This window comes from Streptomyces sp. NPDC048644, from assembly GCF_043199105.1.
Taxonomy (GTDB): domain Bacteria; phylum Actinomycetota; class Actinomycetes; order Streptomycetales; family Streptomycetaceae; genus Streptomyces.
In genome coordinates this window covers 723286-738374 of the sequence record NZ_JBICVO010000001.1, presented here as the reverse complement: position 1 = coordinate 738374, position 15089 = coordinate 723286, and the positions used below count along the sequence as shown (strand labels likewise).

At 73.5% G+C, this 15089-nt stretch carries 13 protein-coding genes; 10 read left to right on the top strand and 3 right to left on the bottom strand.

The window, feature by feature from the left end; genetic code table 11:
* Positions 1–33: 33 nt before the first annotated feature.
* On the bottom strand, positions 34–411 hold the full coding sequence (locus ACGFNI_RS03325; RefSeq protein WP_393680095.1) for a cupin: 378 nt from the start codon (positions 409–411) through the stop codon (positions 34–36).
* Between the two features lie 520 nt (positions 412–931).
* On the opposite strand from ACGFNI_RS03325, the gene cutA reads away from it, so the two are divergent.
* Complete coding sequence (cutA, locus tag ACGFNI_RS03320; RefSeq protein WP_393680343.1) at positions 932–1228, top strand: divalent-cation tolerance protein CutA; 297 nt, start codon at positions 932–934, stop codon at positions 1226–1228.
* A gap of 1 nt (position 1229) precedes the next feature.
* The gene (locus tag ACGFNI_RS03315; RefSeq protein WP_393680093.1) at positions 1230–2330 is read left to right on the top strand and encodes a hypothetical protein; all 1101 of its coding nucleotides are present in this window, start codon (positions 1230–1232) and stop codon (positions 2328–2330) included.
* A gap of 159 nt (positions 2331–2489) precedes the next feature.
* Here the strand turns inward: ACGFNI_RS03315 and ACGFNI_RS03310 are convergent, their stop codons facing one another.
* Positions 2490–3170 (bottom strand): vancomycin high temperature exclusion protein, encoded by a 681-nt coding sequence (locus ACGFNI_RS03310; protein WP_393680092.1) that lies wholly within the window; start codon positions 3168–3170, stop codon positions 2490–2492.
* Positions 3171–3405: 235 nt separating this feature from the next.
* Between ACGFNI_RS03310 and ACGFNI_RS03305 the strand changes: the two genes are divergently transcribed.
* The 8 genes from ACGFNI_RS03305 (at position 3406) to ACGFNI_RS03270 (ending at position 13576) form a co-directional block, all read left to right on the top strand.
* A complete protein-coding gene (locus ACGFNI_RS03305) occupies positions 3406–3948 on the top strand; it encodes a gamma-glutamylcyclotransferase family protein (RefSeq protein WP_393680090.1) in 543 nt (180 codons plus the stop codon).
* On the top strand, positions 3945–4973 hold the full coding sequence (locus tag ACGFNI_RS03300; protein ID WP_393680088.1) for an adenosine deaminase: 1029 nt from the start codon (positions 3945–3947) through the stop codon (positions 4971–4973). The genes ACGFNI_RS03305 and ACGFNI_RS03300 overlap by 4 nt, the downstream gene beginning before the upstream one ends.
* Positions 4974–5305: 332 nt before the next feature.
* A complete protein-coding gene (locus tag ACGFNI_RS03295; protein ID WP_393680087.1) occupies positions 5306–6223 on the top strand; it encodes a sirohydrochlorin chelatase in 918 nt (305 codons plus the stop codon).
* Positions 6220–7650 carry a deoxyguanosinetriphosphate triphosphohydrolase gene (locus tag ACGFNI_RS03290; protein ID WP_393680085.1) on the top strand — a complete coding sequence of 477 codons (1431 nt, stop codon included), beginning with the start codon at positions 6220–6222 and terminating at the stop codon, positions 7648–7650. Before ACGFNI_RS03295 ends, ACGFNI_RS03290 begins: the two co-directional genes overlap by 4 nt.
* A gap of 263 nt (positions 7651–7913) precedes the next feature.
* Positions 7914–9176, top strand: a complete 1263-nt coding sequence (locus ACGFNI_RS03285; protein ID WP_393680083.1) for an NAD(P)/FAD-dependent oxidoreductase — start codon at positions 7914–7916, stop codon at positions 9174–9176.
* Between the two features lie 9 nt (positions 9177–9185).
* The gene (locus tag ACGFNI_RS03280) at positions 9186–10211 is read left to right on the top strand and encodes a threo-3-hydroxy-L-aspartate ammonia-lyase (protein WP_393680081.1); all 1026 of its coding nucleotides are present in this window, start codon (positions 9186–9188) and stop codon (positions 10209–10211) included.
* Positions 10212–10259: 48 nt separating this feature from the next.
* A complete protein-coding gene (gene dnaG, locus ACGFNI_RS03275; RefSeq protein WP_393680079.1) occupies positions 10260–12176 on the top strand; it encodes a DNA primase in 1917 nt (638 codons plus the stop codon).
* Positions 12177–12316: 140 nt separating this feature from the next.
* The gene (locus ACGFNI_RS03270) at positions 12317–13576 is read left to right on the top strand and encodes an RNA polymerase sigma factor (RefSeq protein ID WP_393680077.1); all 1260 of its coding nucleotides are present in this window, start codon (positions 12317–12319) and stop codon (positions 13574–13576) included.
* 39 nt (positions 13577–13615) lie between these two features.
* Here the strand turns inward: ACGFNI_RS03270 and ACGFNI_RS03265 are convergent, their stop codons facing one another.
* Positions 13616–15070, bottom strand: a complete 1455-nt coding sequence (locus ACGFNI_RS03265; protein WP_393680076.1) for an FGGY family carbohydrate kinase — start codon at positions 15068–15070, stop codon at positions 13616–13618.
* Positions 15071–15089 lie beyond the last annotated feature (19 nt).

Genomic DNA, 15089 nt, shown 5'->3' with positions numbered 1-15089 from the left:
AACCGCGCCGGCGTGGCAGGCCGACCGCCCCCGTCAGCCCAGCGCGGTCGCCGAGCCGGTCGTCGAGGGCGCCGGTTCGGCTACCGCCGTGACCGCCGTGAGCAGCACCGCGCAGTCCTCGACGGCGCGCAGTCCGTGCCGCTCGTGCGGGATCGGCACGATCTCACCCGCCCGCAGCTCCCGGTTCCCGCCCGCCGCGGTCAGCCGTACCCGGCCGCGCAGTACCTGGAGGCTGGCCGCGGGCGGTGCGTTGTGTTCGTCGAGCGAGGAGCCCGCGATCAGGGCGATCACGGTCTGCCGCAGCGGCCCGTCGTGCAGGAAGAAGTGCGCGCTGCGGCCGTGTGCGGAGGCTTTGGCGTCGTCGAGTTGATCGCGGACGAGAACGTTCAGGTCGTTCCGGTCGTCGTCCATGGTGCGGCCTTTCCGATTCCGGGGCCGGCGGCGTGGCCTCCCATTCCATCGTGGACCGCGCCACGGCCGACGCAAGCCGGAGCACGGGACGGCGCCGCGCAGCCGACTCCTCCTGCTCGACCGGCATCCCGTAGCCGGTGCGGAGCGACCGACGCCGGGCCGCGCCGCTCCGGGCCGCCCGCCCCCACATGCGGGCCGCCCCCGCCCCGTATCGGACCCCACCCGCGTCACCCCCCTCACCCACCCCTCCGTTCCCCGGACCGACGGTGACCGCTCCTTATCGCCCCAAGAGCGCGATAAGGAGCGTCTGGTGGCCCGAGTCGGCGTCGACCTCCCCTCATCGCCGCCCGTACCCTGCGCATGATCGTTCTCGTCGCCAAGCGCAAGCCAAGCCGGCCAAGCGAAGCCAAGCCGCGGCCACGATCCCCGCCGCTGTCCCGAGCCCGAAGGGTGCGCATCCGTGACCGACCCGTACGAGCCCGCAGGCCCCGACGAGGGGCCGACCCGCTACCTGACCGTGATGACGACCACCGACAGCGAACGGAAGGCCGAGGAGCTGGCGCGTGGTGCCATCGAGGCCAGGGGGGCGGCCTGTGTGCAGATCAGCGCACCGGTGACCTCGGTGTACCGGTGGCAGAACGCCGTGGAGACCAGCCAGGAGTGGCAGGTGCTGTTCAAGACCACGGCCGCCCGTTACGACGCGCTGGAGGCCCACATCCTGGCGGCGCACGACTACGACACCCCCGAGATCATCGCCACTCCGGTGGCCCGCGGAGCAGCCGGGTATCTGGCCTGGGTTGCAGAGGAGACCCGCTGACATGACACGACGACGGATGAGGGTGGCCGCCGCCGCGCTCGGCACCGGGCTCGGACTGTGCCTGGCCACCGCTTCCCTGAGCCAGGCCGGCGCCGCCCCGGGCGACGCACCACCACCCGGCGCCACGGCCGCGACTCCAAGCCATCCCAGCACCTCCAGCCACACCGACACCAAGGCCGGCGCCTCCAAAACCTCCCCCCGCATACTCGCCGCATCCGCCGACCCCGCCTGGAACACCACCGAGGCGGCCGACTTCTGGACTCCCCGCAAGATGGCCGCCGCCGTCCCCGGGGGAAGCGTCACTCCCCGTTCCGCCCCGCACCGGGACGCCTCCCCGGGCCCGTCCGTGAAGGAGCCGTCCACCGGGAAGCCGGTCGCCGACGCCGCCACGCAGGGCACCGGACCCGCTGCGGACGCCGCGCCCCACGCCCGGCACTTCGACGGCATCCCGTCCGTCGGTGTGCTGTTCTCCGTGGACAAGGACTCACGGGCCCACTACTGCACCGCGAGCGTGGTGCGCAGCCCGCACCGCAACCTCATCCTCACCGCGGGCCACTGCAACCCCGGCTCGAACGCCGCGTTCGTCCCGCAGTACCGCTCCGGCGCGGCCAAGCAGCCGTACGGAGTGTGGGCGATCACCGGCTCCTTCACCTACCCGGGCCACGGCACCACGGGCGACGGATCGGACCTGGACTTCGCGTTCGCCACCGTCGCCCCGGACCGGCGCGGCCGTCGGATCGAAGCGGTGACCGGCGGCAACACCCTCTCCCCGACACCGGGTTACACCAACGACGTCTCCGTCATCGGCTACCCGTCCGTCCGCAACGACCCGGAGGACCGGGCCGTACGCTGCGAAACCCGCACCACCCGGCTCACCGGCCACCGCCAACTGCGCATGGAATGCGGCGGGTTCTACGGCGGCACATCCGGCAGCCCCTGGCTGACCCACTTCGACGAGGACACCAGGACCGGCCGCATCATCGGCAACATCGGCGGCCTCAACGGCGGCGGACCGTCCGGCCCGCACGCGGACCGGACCTCCTACAGCCCGTACTACGGAATCGAACTCCTCACCCTGTACACCCGCGCCACCATGGCCTGAGCGCACAGCACGGCCGCACGGGACCGGGCGCGAGGCGCGGGGTGCAACACCGGGCGGCGGCGGGCGGTTTGAGGCCCCGGGACTCTGAGCCTCGGACCTTGCGTCCCCCGGGATTTTGAGCCTCCCGGGGCGCCCGCGCCGCCGCAGCCGTCGCCCCGGTCACCGCACCGCCGCCGCGAGGCCCTTCTCGCGCGGGCCCAGGAAGTGCGGGTCGGGCCGCAGCGCCGCGTCGGCCGCGGCCTTGCCCGCCGCGAAGATCTCCCGCACGCCGCCGTACGCCCAGGTCACATCGCGCGGCGCGGCGACGCCGACCCCGTACGCGTCGATACCGGCCGCAGCGCACAGCGCCAGCGCCCGCCGGATGTGGAAGTCCTGGCTGACCAGCACCGCACGGTCCACGCCGAAGATCCGGTGCGCGCGGCTGCACGAGTCCCAGGTGTCGAAGCCCGCCTGATCGCCGACGATCCGGCGGGCGGGCACGCCGTGGTGCTCCAGATAGCCGCGCATCGCGCCCGGCTCGTCGTAGTCGTCCCGGCTGTTGTCGCCGGTCACCAGGATCGCCCGCACCGTCCCGCGCCGGTACAGCTGGGCGGCGGCATCCAGCCGGTCGGCCAGGTAGGGCGACGGCTCGCCGTCCCACAGCCCGGCCCCGAACACCACGGCGACCGGCGCGTGCGGAGCCGCGGCGACCGTGCGCATCCGAGGGCCGGCCGAGGTGTTCAGCCACGTCGCGGGCGCCAGCGCGAGCACCGTCAGCACCACCACGACCTGGTACGCACGCCGCCACCCCCGCCGGGTGCGTGGCAGCCGTATCCGCCGCATCAGCCCAGGCCCGCGCATCCCCGCTCCTTTGTTCCACCCCGCCCGGCCGCATCCCGTGCCGGCGGTCGCTCCGTCTCAGGGGCAGCGACGCGGCACGGCCTGGCATGGTTGCAGGAGAAGCACCCGCCGCCCCGGGGAGGCGCCCCGCCCGGGGGCGCACCCGACGAGAGGAAGCCGATCCCGTGCGCGCGCAGCCCGTGGAGACGACGAAGCCGGTGGCCGGACGAGCCGCCCGGCCCGGATACGTGCCGTCATGACCCCCGGCCCCGACCGCCTGCCGTTCTTCGTCTACGGAACGCTGCGCCCCGGAGGGCGCCACCACGCACGGACCCTGCGCGGCAGGACCGCGTCGGAAGAGCCCGCCACGATCAGCGGCGCCCTGCTCTACGACGGCCCCGGCTACCCCTACGCCGTCGCAGGCCCCGATGACGCCCGGATCCACGGCGCCCTGATCACCCCGCGCGCCGCCGACCACGACGGCGTGCGCCGCACCCTCGACCTCCTGGAGGGCTACACACCCGGCGGCCGGGACAACCTCTACGAACGCGTCGAAACCGAGGCGGCCCGCTCCGACGGCCGGACCGTACGGGCCTGGGTGTACCTCGCGGCCGAGCCGCTCGCCACCCGGCTGCGCGCCACCGGCACCCCCGTCGAGGGCGGCGACTGGCCGGCCGGCGGCCCGGCTAACCTGGAGGGCTCCTCCCGAAACGAGGACCCTTCCGGTACCGGGAATCCCTCCCGCACGGAGGGGCCTTCCCGTAAGGAGGGCCCTTCCCGAACCGCAGAACAGGTGTGACCCGCGTGTCTTCCTCCCCGTCCGCAGCCCCCGCCCGCCAGAAGCCGTTCCCCAAAGCGGAGCTGCATCTGCACATCGAGGGCACCCTGGAGCCCGAGCTGGCGTTCGCCCTCGCCGAGCGGAACGGCGTGACCCTGCCCTACGCCACCGAGGACGAACTGCGCCGCGCCTACTCCTTCGCCGACCTGCAGTCCTTCCTGAACCTCTACTACGCGCTGATGGCCGTCCTGCGCACCGATGACGACTTCGCCGACCTCGCGGACGCCTACCTCGCCCGCGCGCAGGCCCAGGGCGTACGGCACGCCGAGATCTTCTTCGACCCGCAGGCGCACACCGCCCGCGGCGTCCCGATCGGCACCGTCGTCGACGGCCTGTCCCGCGCCCTGGACACCGCCCAGGAGAAGTACGGCATCAGCACCCGCCTGATCATGTGCTTCCTGCGCGACGAGAGCGCCGAATCGGCCCTGACGACCTTCGAGGCGGCCCGCCCGCACCTCCACCGGATCGCCGCCGTCGGCCTGGACTCGGCGGAGGTCGGGCACCCGCCGTCGAAGTTCCAGGAGGTCTACGCGCTCGCCAGGGAAGCCGGCCTCAAGTGCGTGGCGCACGCGGGCGAGGAGGGCCCGCCCGCGTACGTCTGGGAGGCCCTGGACCTCCTCGGCGTGGACCGCATCGACCACGGCGTGCGCTGCATGGAGGACGAGCGGCTGGTGGCCCGCCTGGTGACCGAGCAGATCCCGCTCACCGTCTGCCCGCTGTCGAACGTCAGGCTCCGCGTCATCGACGACCTCGCCGACCACCCGCTGCCCGCGATGCTGGACGCCGGGCTGCTGGTCACCGTCAACTCCGACGACCCCGCCTACTTCGGCGGCTACGCCGACGACAACTTCACCGCCGTGCGCGACGCACTCCGGCTGGACGAGGAAACGCTGCGCACCCTGGCCCGCAACTCGTTCCGCGCGGCGTTCCTGGACGAGGCGACCCGCGAGAAGTACCTCAAGGAAGTGGACGCGCACCAGGCGTAGGGCCTTCCGGGCGGTCACGGCCACGCGCGCGCCACCGGGCGGGACGGCCCGAGCGCCCCGCCCGGTGGCCCCAACAGGCCGTCGCCCGGCGTGCGTTGCGCCTCCCGGGCGCAGGGGCCCCGCCGTGCGCCGGGGAACGCACCCGTTGCCGGACGGGAACGGACCGTGTCCCCGAACCGGCCTCCCGCACGCCCGTTACGCCCGGGACACCCCCGGTTTCCGGCAGGTGACCGGACCCTCGCACCGGCCCGTCCGCCCGCAGCGGGCCGTCGGTCACCCGGAGTTCCCCGCCGGGAAACGACGGGGCAACACCCGGCCGCGAGGCTCGGGCCATGACGGCGCCGACAGCACAGCAGCCACCCGCCGCGGCCACCGGCCCGGCCGCGCGCCCGCCCCGGCCACAGGGAACGGCCGTGAGCCGGGGCGCACGTCAGGCCAGGGCCGTGGCACGGCCGCCGCACGCCCCCACGCTCGTCGCGGTCGCCCACGGCAGCCGCGACCCCCGCGCGCTGCGGTCCGTCCGCGCGCTGCTGGCACGGGTCCGCGCGCTGCGCCCCGGCCTGCCCGTCCGGCTCGGCCACATCGAGCTGAACCGGCCGCTGCTCGCCGGGACACTCGACGGACTGCGCGGCGACACCGTCCTCGTACCGCTGCTTTTCGGCCATGGTCACCACGTCACCCACGACCTGCCGGCCGCGCTGGCCACCGCGCCCCACCTGACCGGCCGGATCGCTGAACCCCTGGGCCCGCACCCGCTGCTCGCCGAAGCGCTGCACGGCCGCCTGGCGGAAGCCGGGTTCACCCCGGAGGCCGGGCAATCGCGCCCCGCCCCACAGGCGGCGCCCCACCACCGCCCCGCCCCGGGCCACACCGCCGTCATCCTGGCCGCCGCGGGCTCCCGCGCCCCCCGTTCCGCCGTCGGCACCGCCGCCGTCGCACAGCTGCTCTCGGCCCGGCTCGGCGGCATCCCCGTCCTGCCCGCCTACGCGTCGGCGGCCCGCCCCACCGTCGCCGAAGCGGTACGCGCACTGACCGCACGCGGCCACCACGGGATCGCCGTCGCCTCCTGCTTCACCGCCCCCGGGCGCTTCGCCGCGCAGTGCGCGGCCGACGCCCCCGGGACCGCGGCGGCGCCCCTGGGCGACCACCCCGCGCTGGCCCGCCTCGTACTGCACCGCTACGACCAGGTGCTCCTGGCGCGTAGCGCTTCCGGCCCCTACGGCACCGGGGCGGCTACCGTCGCAGTATGACGGGCACACCACCGAGCACCGGCCGGGACGCGGACCCCCGCGGCGCCGGCCCCGACGCCACCGGCGGGCCGGCCGCCGCAGGGCCCGCCGCGCGCGGCGACGCCCCGCCAGGCCGCCCGCCCGGCGCGCACGACGTCCCCGGTTACACACCGTCCGACGCCGAACGCTGGGTCGACGAACCGGACAAGCGCCCCGGCCGCACCGCCTTCCAGCGCGACCGGGCCCGGGTCCTGCACTCCGCCGCGCTGCGCAGACTCGCAGGCAAGACCCAGGTCGTCACCCCCGGCAGCCTCAGCCACCTCTGGGACGCCAGCCCGCGCACCCGGCTCACGCACTCCCTGGAATGCGCCCAGGTAGGCCGCGAACTCGGCGCCGCACTCGGCTGCGACCCCGACCTCGTCGAGACCGCCTGCCTGGCGCACGATCTCGGCCACCCGCCGTTCGGGCACAACGGCGAACAGGCGCTCAACCAAGTCGCCGCGCCCTGGGGCGGCTTCGAGGGCAACGCCCAGTCCCTGCGGCTGCTGGCCCGCCTGGAACCCAAGCGGTTCAGTCCTGCGCCCGACGGCAGCGCCGTCAGCGTCGGCCTCAACCTCACCCGCGCCGCACTCGACGCCGCCACCAAGTACCCCTGGCCGCGCGGCGCGCACCCCACCGACCCCGGCTCCCCGAAGTTCGGCGTCTACGAGGACGACCTGCCGGTGTTCGAATGGTTCCGGCAGGGCGCCCCCGCGACGGAACGCAGCTTCGAGGCGCAGGTCATGGACTGGTCCGACGACGTCGCTTACTCCGTGCACGACGTCGAGGACGGCCTGCACGCCGGGCACCTCGACCCCGGCCTGCTGCTCGCCGACCCCGAACGCGCCGAGATCTTCGACGTCGCCGCCGCACGCTACGCACCGGGCGCCGCCCCCGCGGAACTGGCCGCCGCCCTCGACCGCCTCCTGGACCAGGAATGGTGGCCGCACGGCTACGACGGCTCCGCGCTCGCCCAGGCCCGCCTCAAGGACGCCACCAGCCAACTGATCGGCCGCTTCTGCCTGGCAGCGGAGTCGGCAACCCGCGCCGCATACGGCACCGGGCGCCTCACCCGTTACCGCGCCACCCTGGTGGTTCCGGACGAAACCCGACTGGAATGTGCCGTTCTCAAGGCCGTCGCCGACCGCTACGTGATGCAACGGCCCGACCAGGAAGCGCTCCGCGCCGAGCAGCGCATCGTGATCGCCGAACTGGCCGACACCCTCCAGTTCCGGGCCCCCGTCGGCCTCGACCCGCAGTTCCGGTCGCTGTTCGACGCGGCGGACGACGACACCGCCCGGATGCGGGCCGTCATCGACCAGATCGCGGCCCTCACCGACGCCTCGGCCCGTAGCCTGCACACCCGCCTCACCCGGCCCCCCAAAACACCGGGGGACAACCAGGGGTGACCCGGAAGGGACGGAACCCCTTCCGTCCCCACGTTCCGTGCGGGACGCTCGGACACCACCGGCGCCACGGATCCGGCGCCGGGCAGCATCGGACACCCAGGATGTCGCCGCGGGCGACACCTCAGGTGACGCCGGGGCAGAAGGGAAGGTAGACGGGAGGAACGGGGGAGCACATACCGGGGGGAACACATCACCGGGGGACGATCGGGGACGTGCACGGCCGCGTGAGCGGGCGTACGGCACCGAGAACGAGGAGGAAGCAAGTGGTCGAAGCACACCAGACGTTCGTCATCGTCGGGGGTGGCCTGGCCGGCGCAAAAGCCGCCGAGACCCTCCGCGCGGAGGGCTTCACCGGCCGGGTGATCCTCATCTGCGACGAGCGCGACCACCCGTACGAGCGCCCGCCGCTGTCCAAGGGATACCTGCTCGGCAAGGAGGAGCGCGACAGCGTCTTCGTCCACGAACCCGGCTGGTACGCCCAGGCCCACATCGAACTGCACCTCGGACAGCCCGCCGTCCACCTGGACCCCGAGGCCAGGACCGTACGCCTGGGCGACGGCACCCTCATCGTCTACGACAAGCTGCTGCTGGCCACCGGCGCCGAACCGCGCCGCCTCGACATCCCGGGCACCGGCCTCGCGGGCGTCCACCACCTGCGCCGCCTCGCGCACGCCGAACGCCTCCGCGGCGTCCTCACCTCCCTGGGCCGCGACAACGGCCACCTCGTCATCGCAGGCGCCGGCTGGATCGGCCTGGAGGTCGCCGCAGCCGCCCGCTCCTACGGCGCCGAAGTGACCGTCGTCGAGGCCGAACCGACGCCACTGCACACCGTGCTCGGCCCCGAACTCGGCGGCCTCTTCACCGACCTGCACCGCGAACACGGCGTCCGCTTCCACTTCGGCGCCCGCTTCACCGAGATCGTCGGCCAGGACGGCATGGTGCTGGCCGTACGCACCGACGACGGCGAGGAACACCCCGCCCACGGCGTGCTCGCCGCGATCGGCGCCGCCCCGCGCACCGCACTCGCCGAACAGGCAGGACTGGTCATCGCCGACCGCGCGACGGGCGGCGGCATCGCCGTCGACGCCGCGCTGCGCACCTCCGACCCGCACATCTACGCGGCAGGCGACGTCGCCGCCGCCGACCACCCCCTCCTGGACACCCGGGTACGCGTCGAGCACTGGGCCAACGCACTCAACGGCGGCCCCGCGGCGGCCCGCGCGATGCTCGGCCAGGAGGTCAGCTACGACCGCGTCCCGTACTTCTTCTCCGACCAGTACGACGTCGGCATGGAGTACTCCGGCTACGCCCCGCCCGGCTCCTACGACCAGGTCGTCTGCCGCGGCGACGTCGCGAAACGCGAGTTCACCGCCTTCTGGCTCGCCGAAGGCCGGCTGCTCGCCGGGATGAACGTCAACGTCTGGGACGTCGCGGGCCCCATCCAGCAACTCATCCGCTCCGGGCACCCGTTGGACGCCGAAGCACTGGCGAATCCGGAGGTTCCGCTGGAATCGCTGCTGCCGTAGCGTGAGGCCATGAGCCTCAGCACCGGTGGCCCCGCAGGCACCGACCAGCCCACCGGCCCCGCCGCGGCCGTCACCCTCGACGCCATCCGTGACGCCGCGGCGCGACTGGCGGGTGTCGCCCACCGCACGCCGGTACTGCGCTCGCGCACCCTGGACGCGCTGGTGGGCGCCGAGGTCTTCATCAAGTGCGAGTCCTTCCAGCGCATGGGCGCCTTCAAGTTCCGCGGCGCCTACAACGCCCTCTCCCGCCTGACACCCGAGCAGCGCGCCCGCGGGGTCGCCGCGTACTCGTCGGGCAACCACGCCCAGGCCGTGGCGCTCGCCGCCAGGGAACTCGGCACCACCGCCGTCATCCTCATGCCCGAGGACGCCCCGCGCTCCAAGCGGGACGCCACCCTCGGCTACGGCGCCGAGGTCGTCACCTACGACCGCTACACCGGCGACCGCACCGCACTCGCCGAAAAGCTCGCAGCGGACCGCGGCCTCACCCTGATCCCGCCCTACGACCACCCGGACGTCATGGCAGGGCAGGGCACCGCGGCCCTGGAGCTGATCGAGGAGACCGGGCCGCTGGACGCGCTGCTCACCCCGATCGGCGGCGGCGGTCTGATGGCCGGATGCGCCACCGCCGCCACCGCGCTCGTCCCCGGCATCCGCATGATCGGCGTGGAGCCCGAGGCAGGCGACGACACCCGCCGTTCCCTGGAGGCCGGCCGGCCCGTCACGATCCCCGTCCCGCGCACCATCGCCGACGGACAGGCCGTCGACACCCCCGGCGAGCTGACCTTCGCGATCAACCGCGAGCTGCTCGACTCCGTCGTCCTGGTCGGCGACGACGAGATCCGCGCCGCCATGAGGTTCGCCTTCGAACGGCTGAAGATCGTCACGGAGCCCAGCGGCGCCTGCGCGCTGGCCGCCCTGACCGCCCACCGCGTCGACCCGCTGCCGGCCCGGATCGGCGTGATCGTCTCCGGCGGCAACATCGGCCTGGAACGCTTCGTGGAGCTGATGGCCACCGCCCCGGCCGTCCGCTGAACCGGAGGCGTGGAGGGGACTGTCCGACCCCGGCCGTAGAATTCACGCGTGGCAGGACGGATCAACGATGACGACGTGAAGGCGGTTCGGGACGCGGTCCCGATCGACGCCGTTGTGTCCGAGTACCTCCAGCTCCGCAACGCCGGCGGCGGCAATCTCAAGGGCCTGTGCCCCTTCCACGACGAGAAGTCCCCGTCGTTCCACGTCAGCACCGCCAAGGGGCTCTACCACTGCTTCGGCTGCCAGGAGGGCGGCGACACCGTCGACTTCATCATGAAGATCGACCACCTCTCCTTCGCCGAGACCATCGAACGCCTCGCCTCCCAGGCGGGCATCACCCTGCGCTACGAAGAGGGTGGCTACGCACCCGGCCGCCAGCAGGGCGAACGCACCCGCCTGGTGGAGGCGCACAAAGCCGCCGCCCAGTTCTACACCGAGCAGCTGGACTCCCCCGAGGCCGAGATCGGCCGCGCCTTCCTCGCCGAGCGCGGCTTCGACCAGGCCGCCGCCCAGCACTTCGGCGTCGGCTACAGCCCGGCAGGATGGGACCACCTCACCCGCTTCCTGCGCGGCCGTGGCTTCACCGACAAGGAACTGATCCTCTCCGGCCTCTCCCAGGACGGCCGCCGCGGCCCCATCGACCGCTTCCGTGGCCGCCTGATGTGGCCCATCCGCGACATCTCAGGCGAGGTCGTCGGCTTCGGCGCCCGCAAGCTCCGCGAGGACGACAACGGCCCCAAATACCTCAACACCCCCGAAACCCCCATCTACCGCAAGTCCCAGGTCCTCTACGGCATCGACCTCGCCAAGAAGGAGATCGCCAAGACCAGCAGGGCCGTCGTCGTCGAGGGCTACACCGACGTCATGGCCTGCCACCTGGCCGGCGTCACCACCGCCATCGCCACCTGCGGCACCTCCTTCGGAGAAGGCCACATCAAGATCCTCCGCCGGCTGCTGATGGACCACTCCGGATCCGAGGTCATCTTCACCTTCGACGGCGACGCCGCAGGCCAGAAAGCCGCCCTGCGGGCCTTCGAGGACGACCAGAAATTCGCCGCCGAAACCTCCATCGCCATCACCCCCGGCGGCATGGACCCCTGCGACCTCCGCCTCGCCAAGGGGGACGCGGCCGTCACCGACCTCGTCGAGTCCCGCACCCCGCTCTTCGAGTTCGCGCTGCGGCACCTCGTCTCCCGGCACAACCTCGACACCACCGTCGGCCGCGCCGCCGCCCTCGACGAAGCGGCGCCCATCGTCGCGCACATCAAGAACAGCTCCATCCAGCACGAATCCGCCGTCCAACTGGCCGGCATGCTCGGCATCCTGGACACCCAGTTCGTCGTCCGCCGCGTCGGCCAGCTCGCCCGCTGGGCCCGCGAACGCGGCCGGGGCGGCGGCCAGGACCAGGGCCGCAGAGCCCCCCGCGGCCAGGAACGCGCCGCCGAGCCCGAGCCCCGGGCCGCCGGCCCCCGCGGCCCCGCCCTCAACCTCCGCAGCCCCGCCCACCGCGTCGAACGCGAACTGCTCAAGCTCGCCCTGCAGCGCCCCGACCTCGTCTCCCCGGCCTTCGACGCCTACGGCATCGACGAGTTCACCGCCCCGCCCTACGCCACGGTCCGCCGCTGCATCGAGGACGCCGGCGGCGCCACGGCCGGCGCGGCCGACGACGGCTACGTCCAGCGGGTGCGCGAGGCCGCCCCCGACGACACCGTCCGCGCCATGGTCACCGAACTCTTCGTCGAGCCCCTGCACACCCGCCGTGACCCCGACGAGGCGTACGCCGGCGTACAGCTCGTCGCCGTCCGCCTGGCAGCCGTCAACCAGCGCGTCACCGAAATCCGCGGCACCCTCCAGCGCCTCGGCCCGCGCGCCGACCCCGAGCACCTCAACGCCGTCCAGAACGAACTCTGGGTCCTCCAGCAGTACGGCCAGTCCCTCCGCGAACGCGGCTACGCCGCCCTCTGAGGTGACCCCCAGGGGCGCGTACGGCCGCGCACCGCGCCCGCCCTTGACACCCCGACGTAGCCGGCCGGTCACGGAACGAACGCAAAAAGTGGACGCACGCCCCTCGTGGCGGGCCTGTGTCGTACCCCACACTGAAAGCGGTGCCTGAGAGTTCGGAGCGCGGCACACCCGGTCACCCGGGCCGTGCATCTCCCGCGCAGCCACTCGCGTCGTACGGGACGGACAGCGGCTCGGCCGCGACCGCTCCCGGCCTTTCCGCCGCCTTTGCGGCGATCACCCTGGAGGTCGCCCCCGTGCAGACCCAGAGTCTCCCCGGAGCGCCGGCCGGCGCCCCGCAGGCCGCGCCCGAGAAGGCCCTGCCCCAGCAGACCGGGGACGTGGCGTCGGGCGCCCGCCCGGCCACCGTGCCGCAGCAGGCCGAACCGCCGGCCGCCGAAACGATCGCCGACGGCCCCGCCCCCGAGCCGCCGCCCCGCCCCGACACCGGCGGCCCGTCATCCGACCTCTTCCGCCAGTACCTCCGCGAGATCGGCCGGATCCCGCTGCTCACCGCCGCCGACGAGGTCGACCTCGCACGCCGCGTCGAAGCGGGCCTCTTCGCCGAGGAAAAACTCGCCTGCACCCCCGACCTGGACTCCCAACTCGCCTTCGACCTCGACAAATTGGTCGTCATCGGCCGGATGGCCAAGCGCCGGATGATCGAGGCCAACCTCCGCCTCGTGGTCTCCGTCGCCAAGCGCTACATCGGCCGCGGGCTGACCATGCTCGACCTCGTCCAGGAGGGAAACCTCGGACTGATCCGCGCCGTCGAGAAGTTCGACTACGCCCGCGGCTACAAGTTCTCCACCTACGCGACCTGGTGGATCCGCCAGGCGATGTCCCGCGCCCTCGCCGACCAGGCCCGCACCATCCGCGTCCCGGTCCACGTCGTCGAACTGATCAACCGCGTGGTCCGCGTCCAGCGCCGGATGCTCCAGGAACGCGGCTACGAACCGACCCCCGACGACATCGCGGCCCAGCTCGGCCTCACCCCGGAACGCGTCGGCGAAGTGCTGCGCCTGGCCCAGGAACCGGTCTCGCTGCACGCCCCCGTGGGCGAGGAGGACGAGGTCGCGTTCGGCGACCTCATCGAGGACGGCGACGCCGCCTCACCCGTCGAATCCGCCGCCTTCCTGCTGCTGCGCGAACACCTCGACACCGTCCTGTCCACCCTCGGCGAACGCGAACGCAAGGTCGTCCAGCTCCGCTACGGCCTCGCCGACGGCCGCCCCCGCACCCTGGAGGAGATCGGCCGGATCTTCGGCGTCACCCGCGAACGGATACGGCAGATCGAATCCAAGACCCTCAACAAACTCCGCGACCACGCCTTCGCCGACCAGCTGCGCGGCTACCTCGACTGAGACCGCGCACCGGCCACCGACCGCACCGTCACGCCCGGCTCAGCCCTGCTGCCCGAACACCCCCGGATACGCCTCATCGCGCACCGCCGTGTACTGCTGGCGCACCGCCTGGCCCACCGGCAGCTCCTCACCCGGCTCGAAGACCTGGCTCGCCGCCGCCGGCCACTGCGGCGGCTCCACCCAGCCGCCGTCGTTCGGGGCGAGCGTGCCGTGCGCCGCGCCCAGCGCCCAGGCCGCCTGCCGCGCCGCACCAAGCGCCGCGTACTCGGCCGGCTGCGGCACCACGATCTGCACGCCGAACAGCGCGGGCGCCGCCGCCTGCACGGCACCCAGCTCGGCCGCCCCGCCCAGCAGGAACACCCGGCGCACCGCCACACCACGCCCGCGCAGCACATCCAGCGCGTCGGCGAGCCCGCACAGCATGCCCTCGACCGCGGCCCGCGCCAGATGCTCCGGCTTCATGCTCTCCCGCCGCATCCCGTGCAACGACCCGGCGGTATGCGGCAGATGAGGCGTCCGCTCACCCTCCAGATACGGCAGCATCACCATGCCGTACGCACCCGCCGACGACTTCAGCGCCAGCTCCGACAGGCCCTCCAGGTCCGTGCCGAGCATCTCCGCCGTACCGCGCAGCACACGGACCGCGTTGCTGGTGTGCACCACCGGAAGATGGCGCCCCGTCGCATCGGCGAACGAGGTGATCGTGCCGTCCGGATCGACCAGCGCCTCGTGGTGGATGCCGAACACCGACCCCGACGCGCCCAGCGACACCACCGCGTCGCCGACCCCGACACCGAGCCCGAACGCCGCCGCCATGGTGTCGCCCGTACCTGCCGAGATCAGCAGCCCCTCGGGCGTGAACCCGGCCGTCCCGGACGGGCCGAGCACCTCGGGCAGCCGCACCTGATGGCCCAGCGCCAGTTCCACCAGGTCAGGCCGGTACGCCTCGTCGGCCGCCGACCAGAACCCGGTGGCCGATGCGCCGCCACGGTCCGTCGTACGCCGCGCCGGGCGCCCCAGCAGCTGCCACGCCAGCCAGTCGTGCGGCTGCATGACCTCGGCGATCCTGGCCGCGTTCGCCGGCTCGGTGCGCGCCAGCCAGCGCAGCTTCGTCACCGGATGCGTGGCCTGCGGCACCGCCCCGATCGCCTGCGCCCACGCGGTCCGCCCGCCCAGCGAGTCGACGAGATCGGCCGCGGCGCTCTGCCCCCGCTTGTCGTTGCCCAGCAGCGCGGGCCGCACGAGATTGCCCTCGGCGTCCAACGGCACCAGACCGTGCTGCTGCGCGGAGACGCCGATCGCCTGCACACCCTCCAGCAGCCCGTTGCCCGCGGCCTCGCCGAGTGACATCAACCACGCCTGCGGGTCGACCTCAGGCCCCTTCTCGGCAGGGTGTGGCGCGTACCCCTGCCTGATGACGGCACCCGTGTCCGTATCGCAGACGACGATCCGTGTGCTCTCGGACGAACTGTCCAACCCGGCGACTTTCCCCATGGCCCCAGATGATGCCCCA

Coding starts and splice junctions, on each gene's coding strand:
- ACGFNI_RS03325 (WP_393680095.1), bottom strand. CDS start 411: ATGGACGACGACCGGAACGACCTGAACGTTCTCGTCCGCGATCAACTC.
- cutA (WP_393680343.1), top strand. CDS start 932: ATGACGACCACCGACAGCGAACGGAAGGCCGAGGAGCTGGCGCGTGGT.
- ACGFNI_RS03315 (WP_393680093.1), top strand. CDS start 1,230: ATGACACGACGACGGATGAGGGTGGCCGCCGCCGCGCTCGGCACCGGG.
- ACGFNI_RS03310 (WP_393680092.1), bottom strand. CDS start 3,170: ATGCGCGGGCCTGGGCTGATGCGGCGGATACGGCTGCCACGCACCCGG.
- ACGFNI_RS03305 (WP_393680090.1), top strand. CDS start 3,406: ATGACCCCCGGCCCCGACCGCCTGCCGTTCTTCGTCTACGGAACGCTG.
- ACGFNI_RS03295 (WP_393680087.1), top strand. CDS start 5,306: ATGACGGCGCCGACAGCACAGCAGCCACCCGCCGCGGCCACCGGCCCG.
- ACGFNI_RS03290 (WP_393680085.1), top strand. CDS start 6,220: ATGACGGGCACACCACCGAGCACCGGCCGGGACGCGGACCCCCGCGGC.
- ACGFNI_RS03280 (WP_393680081.1), top strand. CDS start 9,186: ATGAGCCTCAGCACCGGTGGCCCCGCAGGCACCGACCAGCCCACCGGC.
- ACGFNI_RS03265 (WP_393680076.1), bottom strand. CDS start 15,070: ATGGGGAAAGTCGCCGGGTTGGACAGTTCGTCCGAGAGCACACGGATC.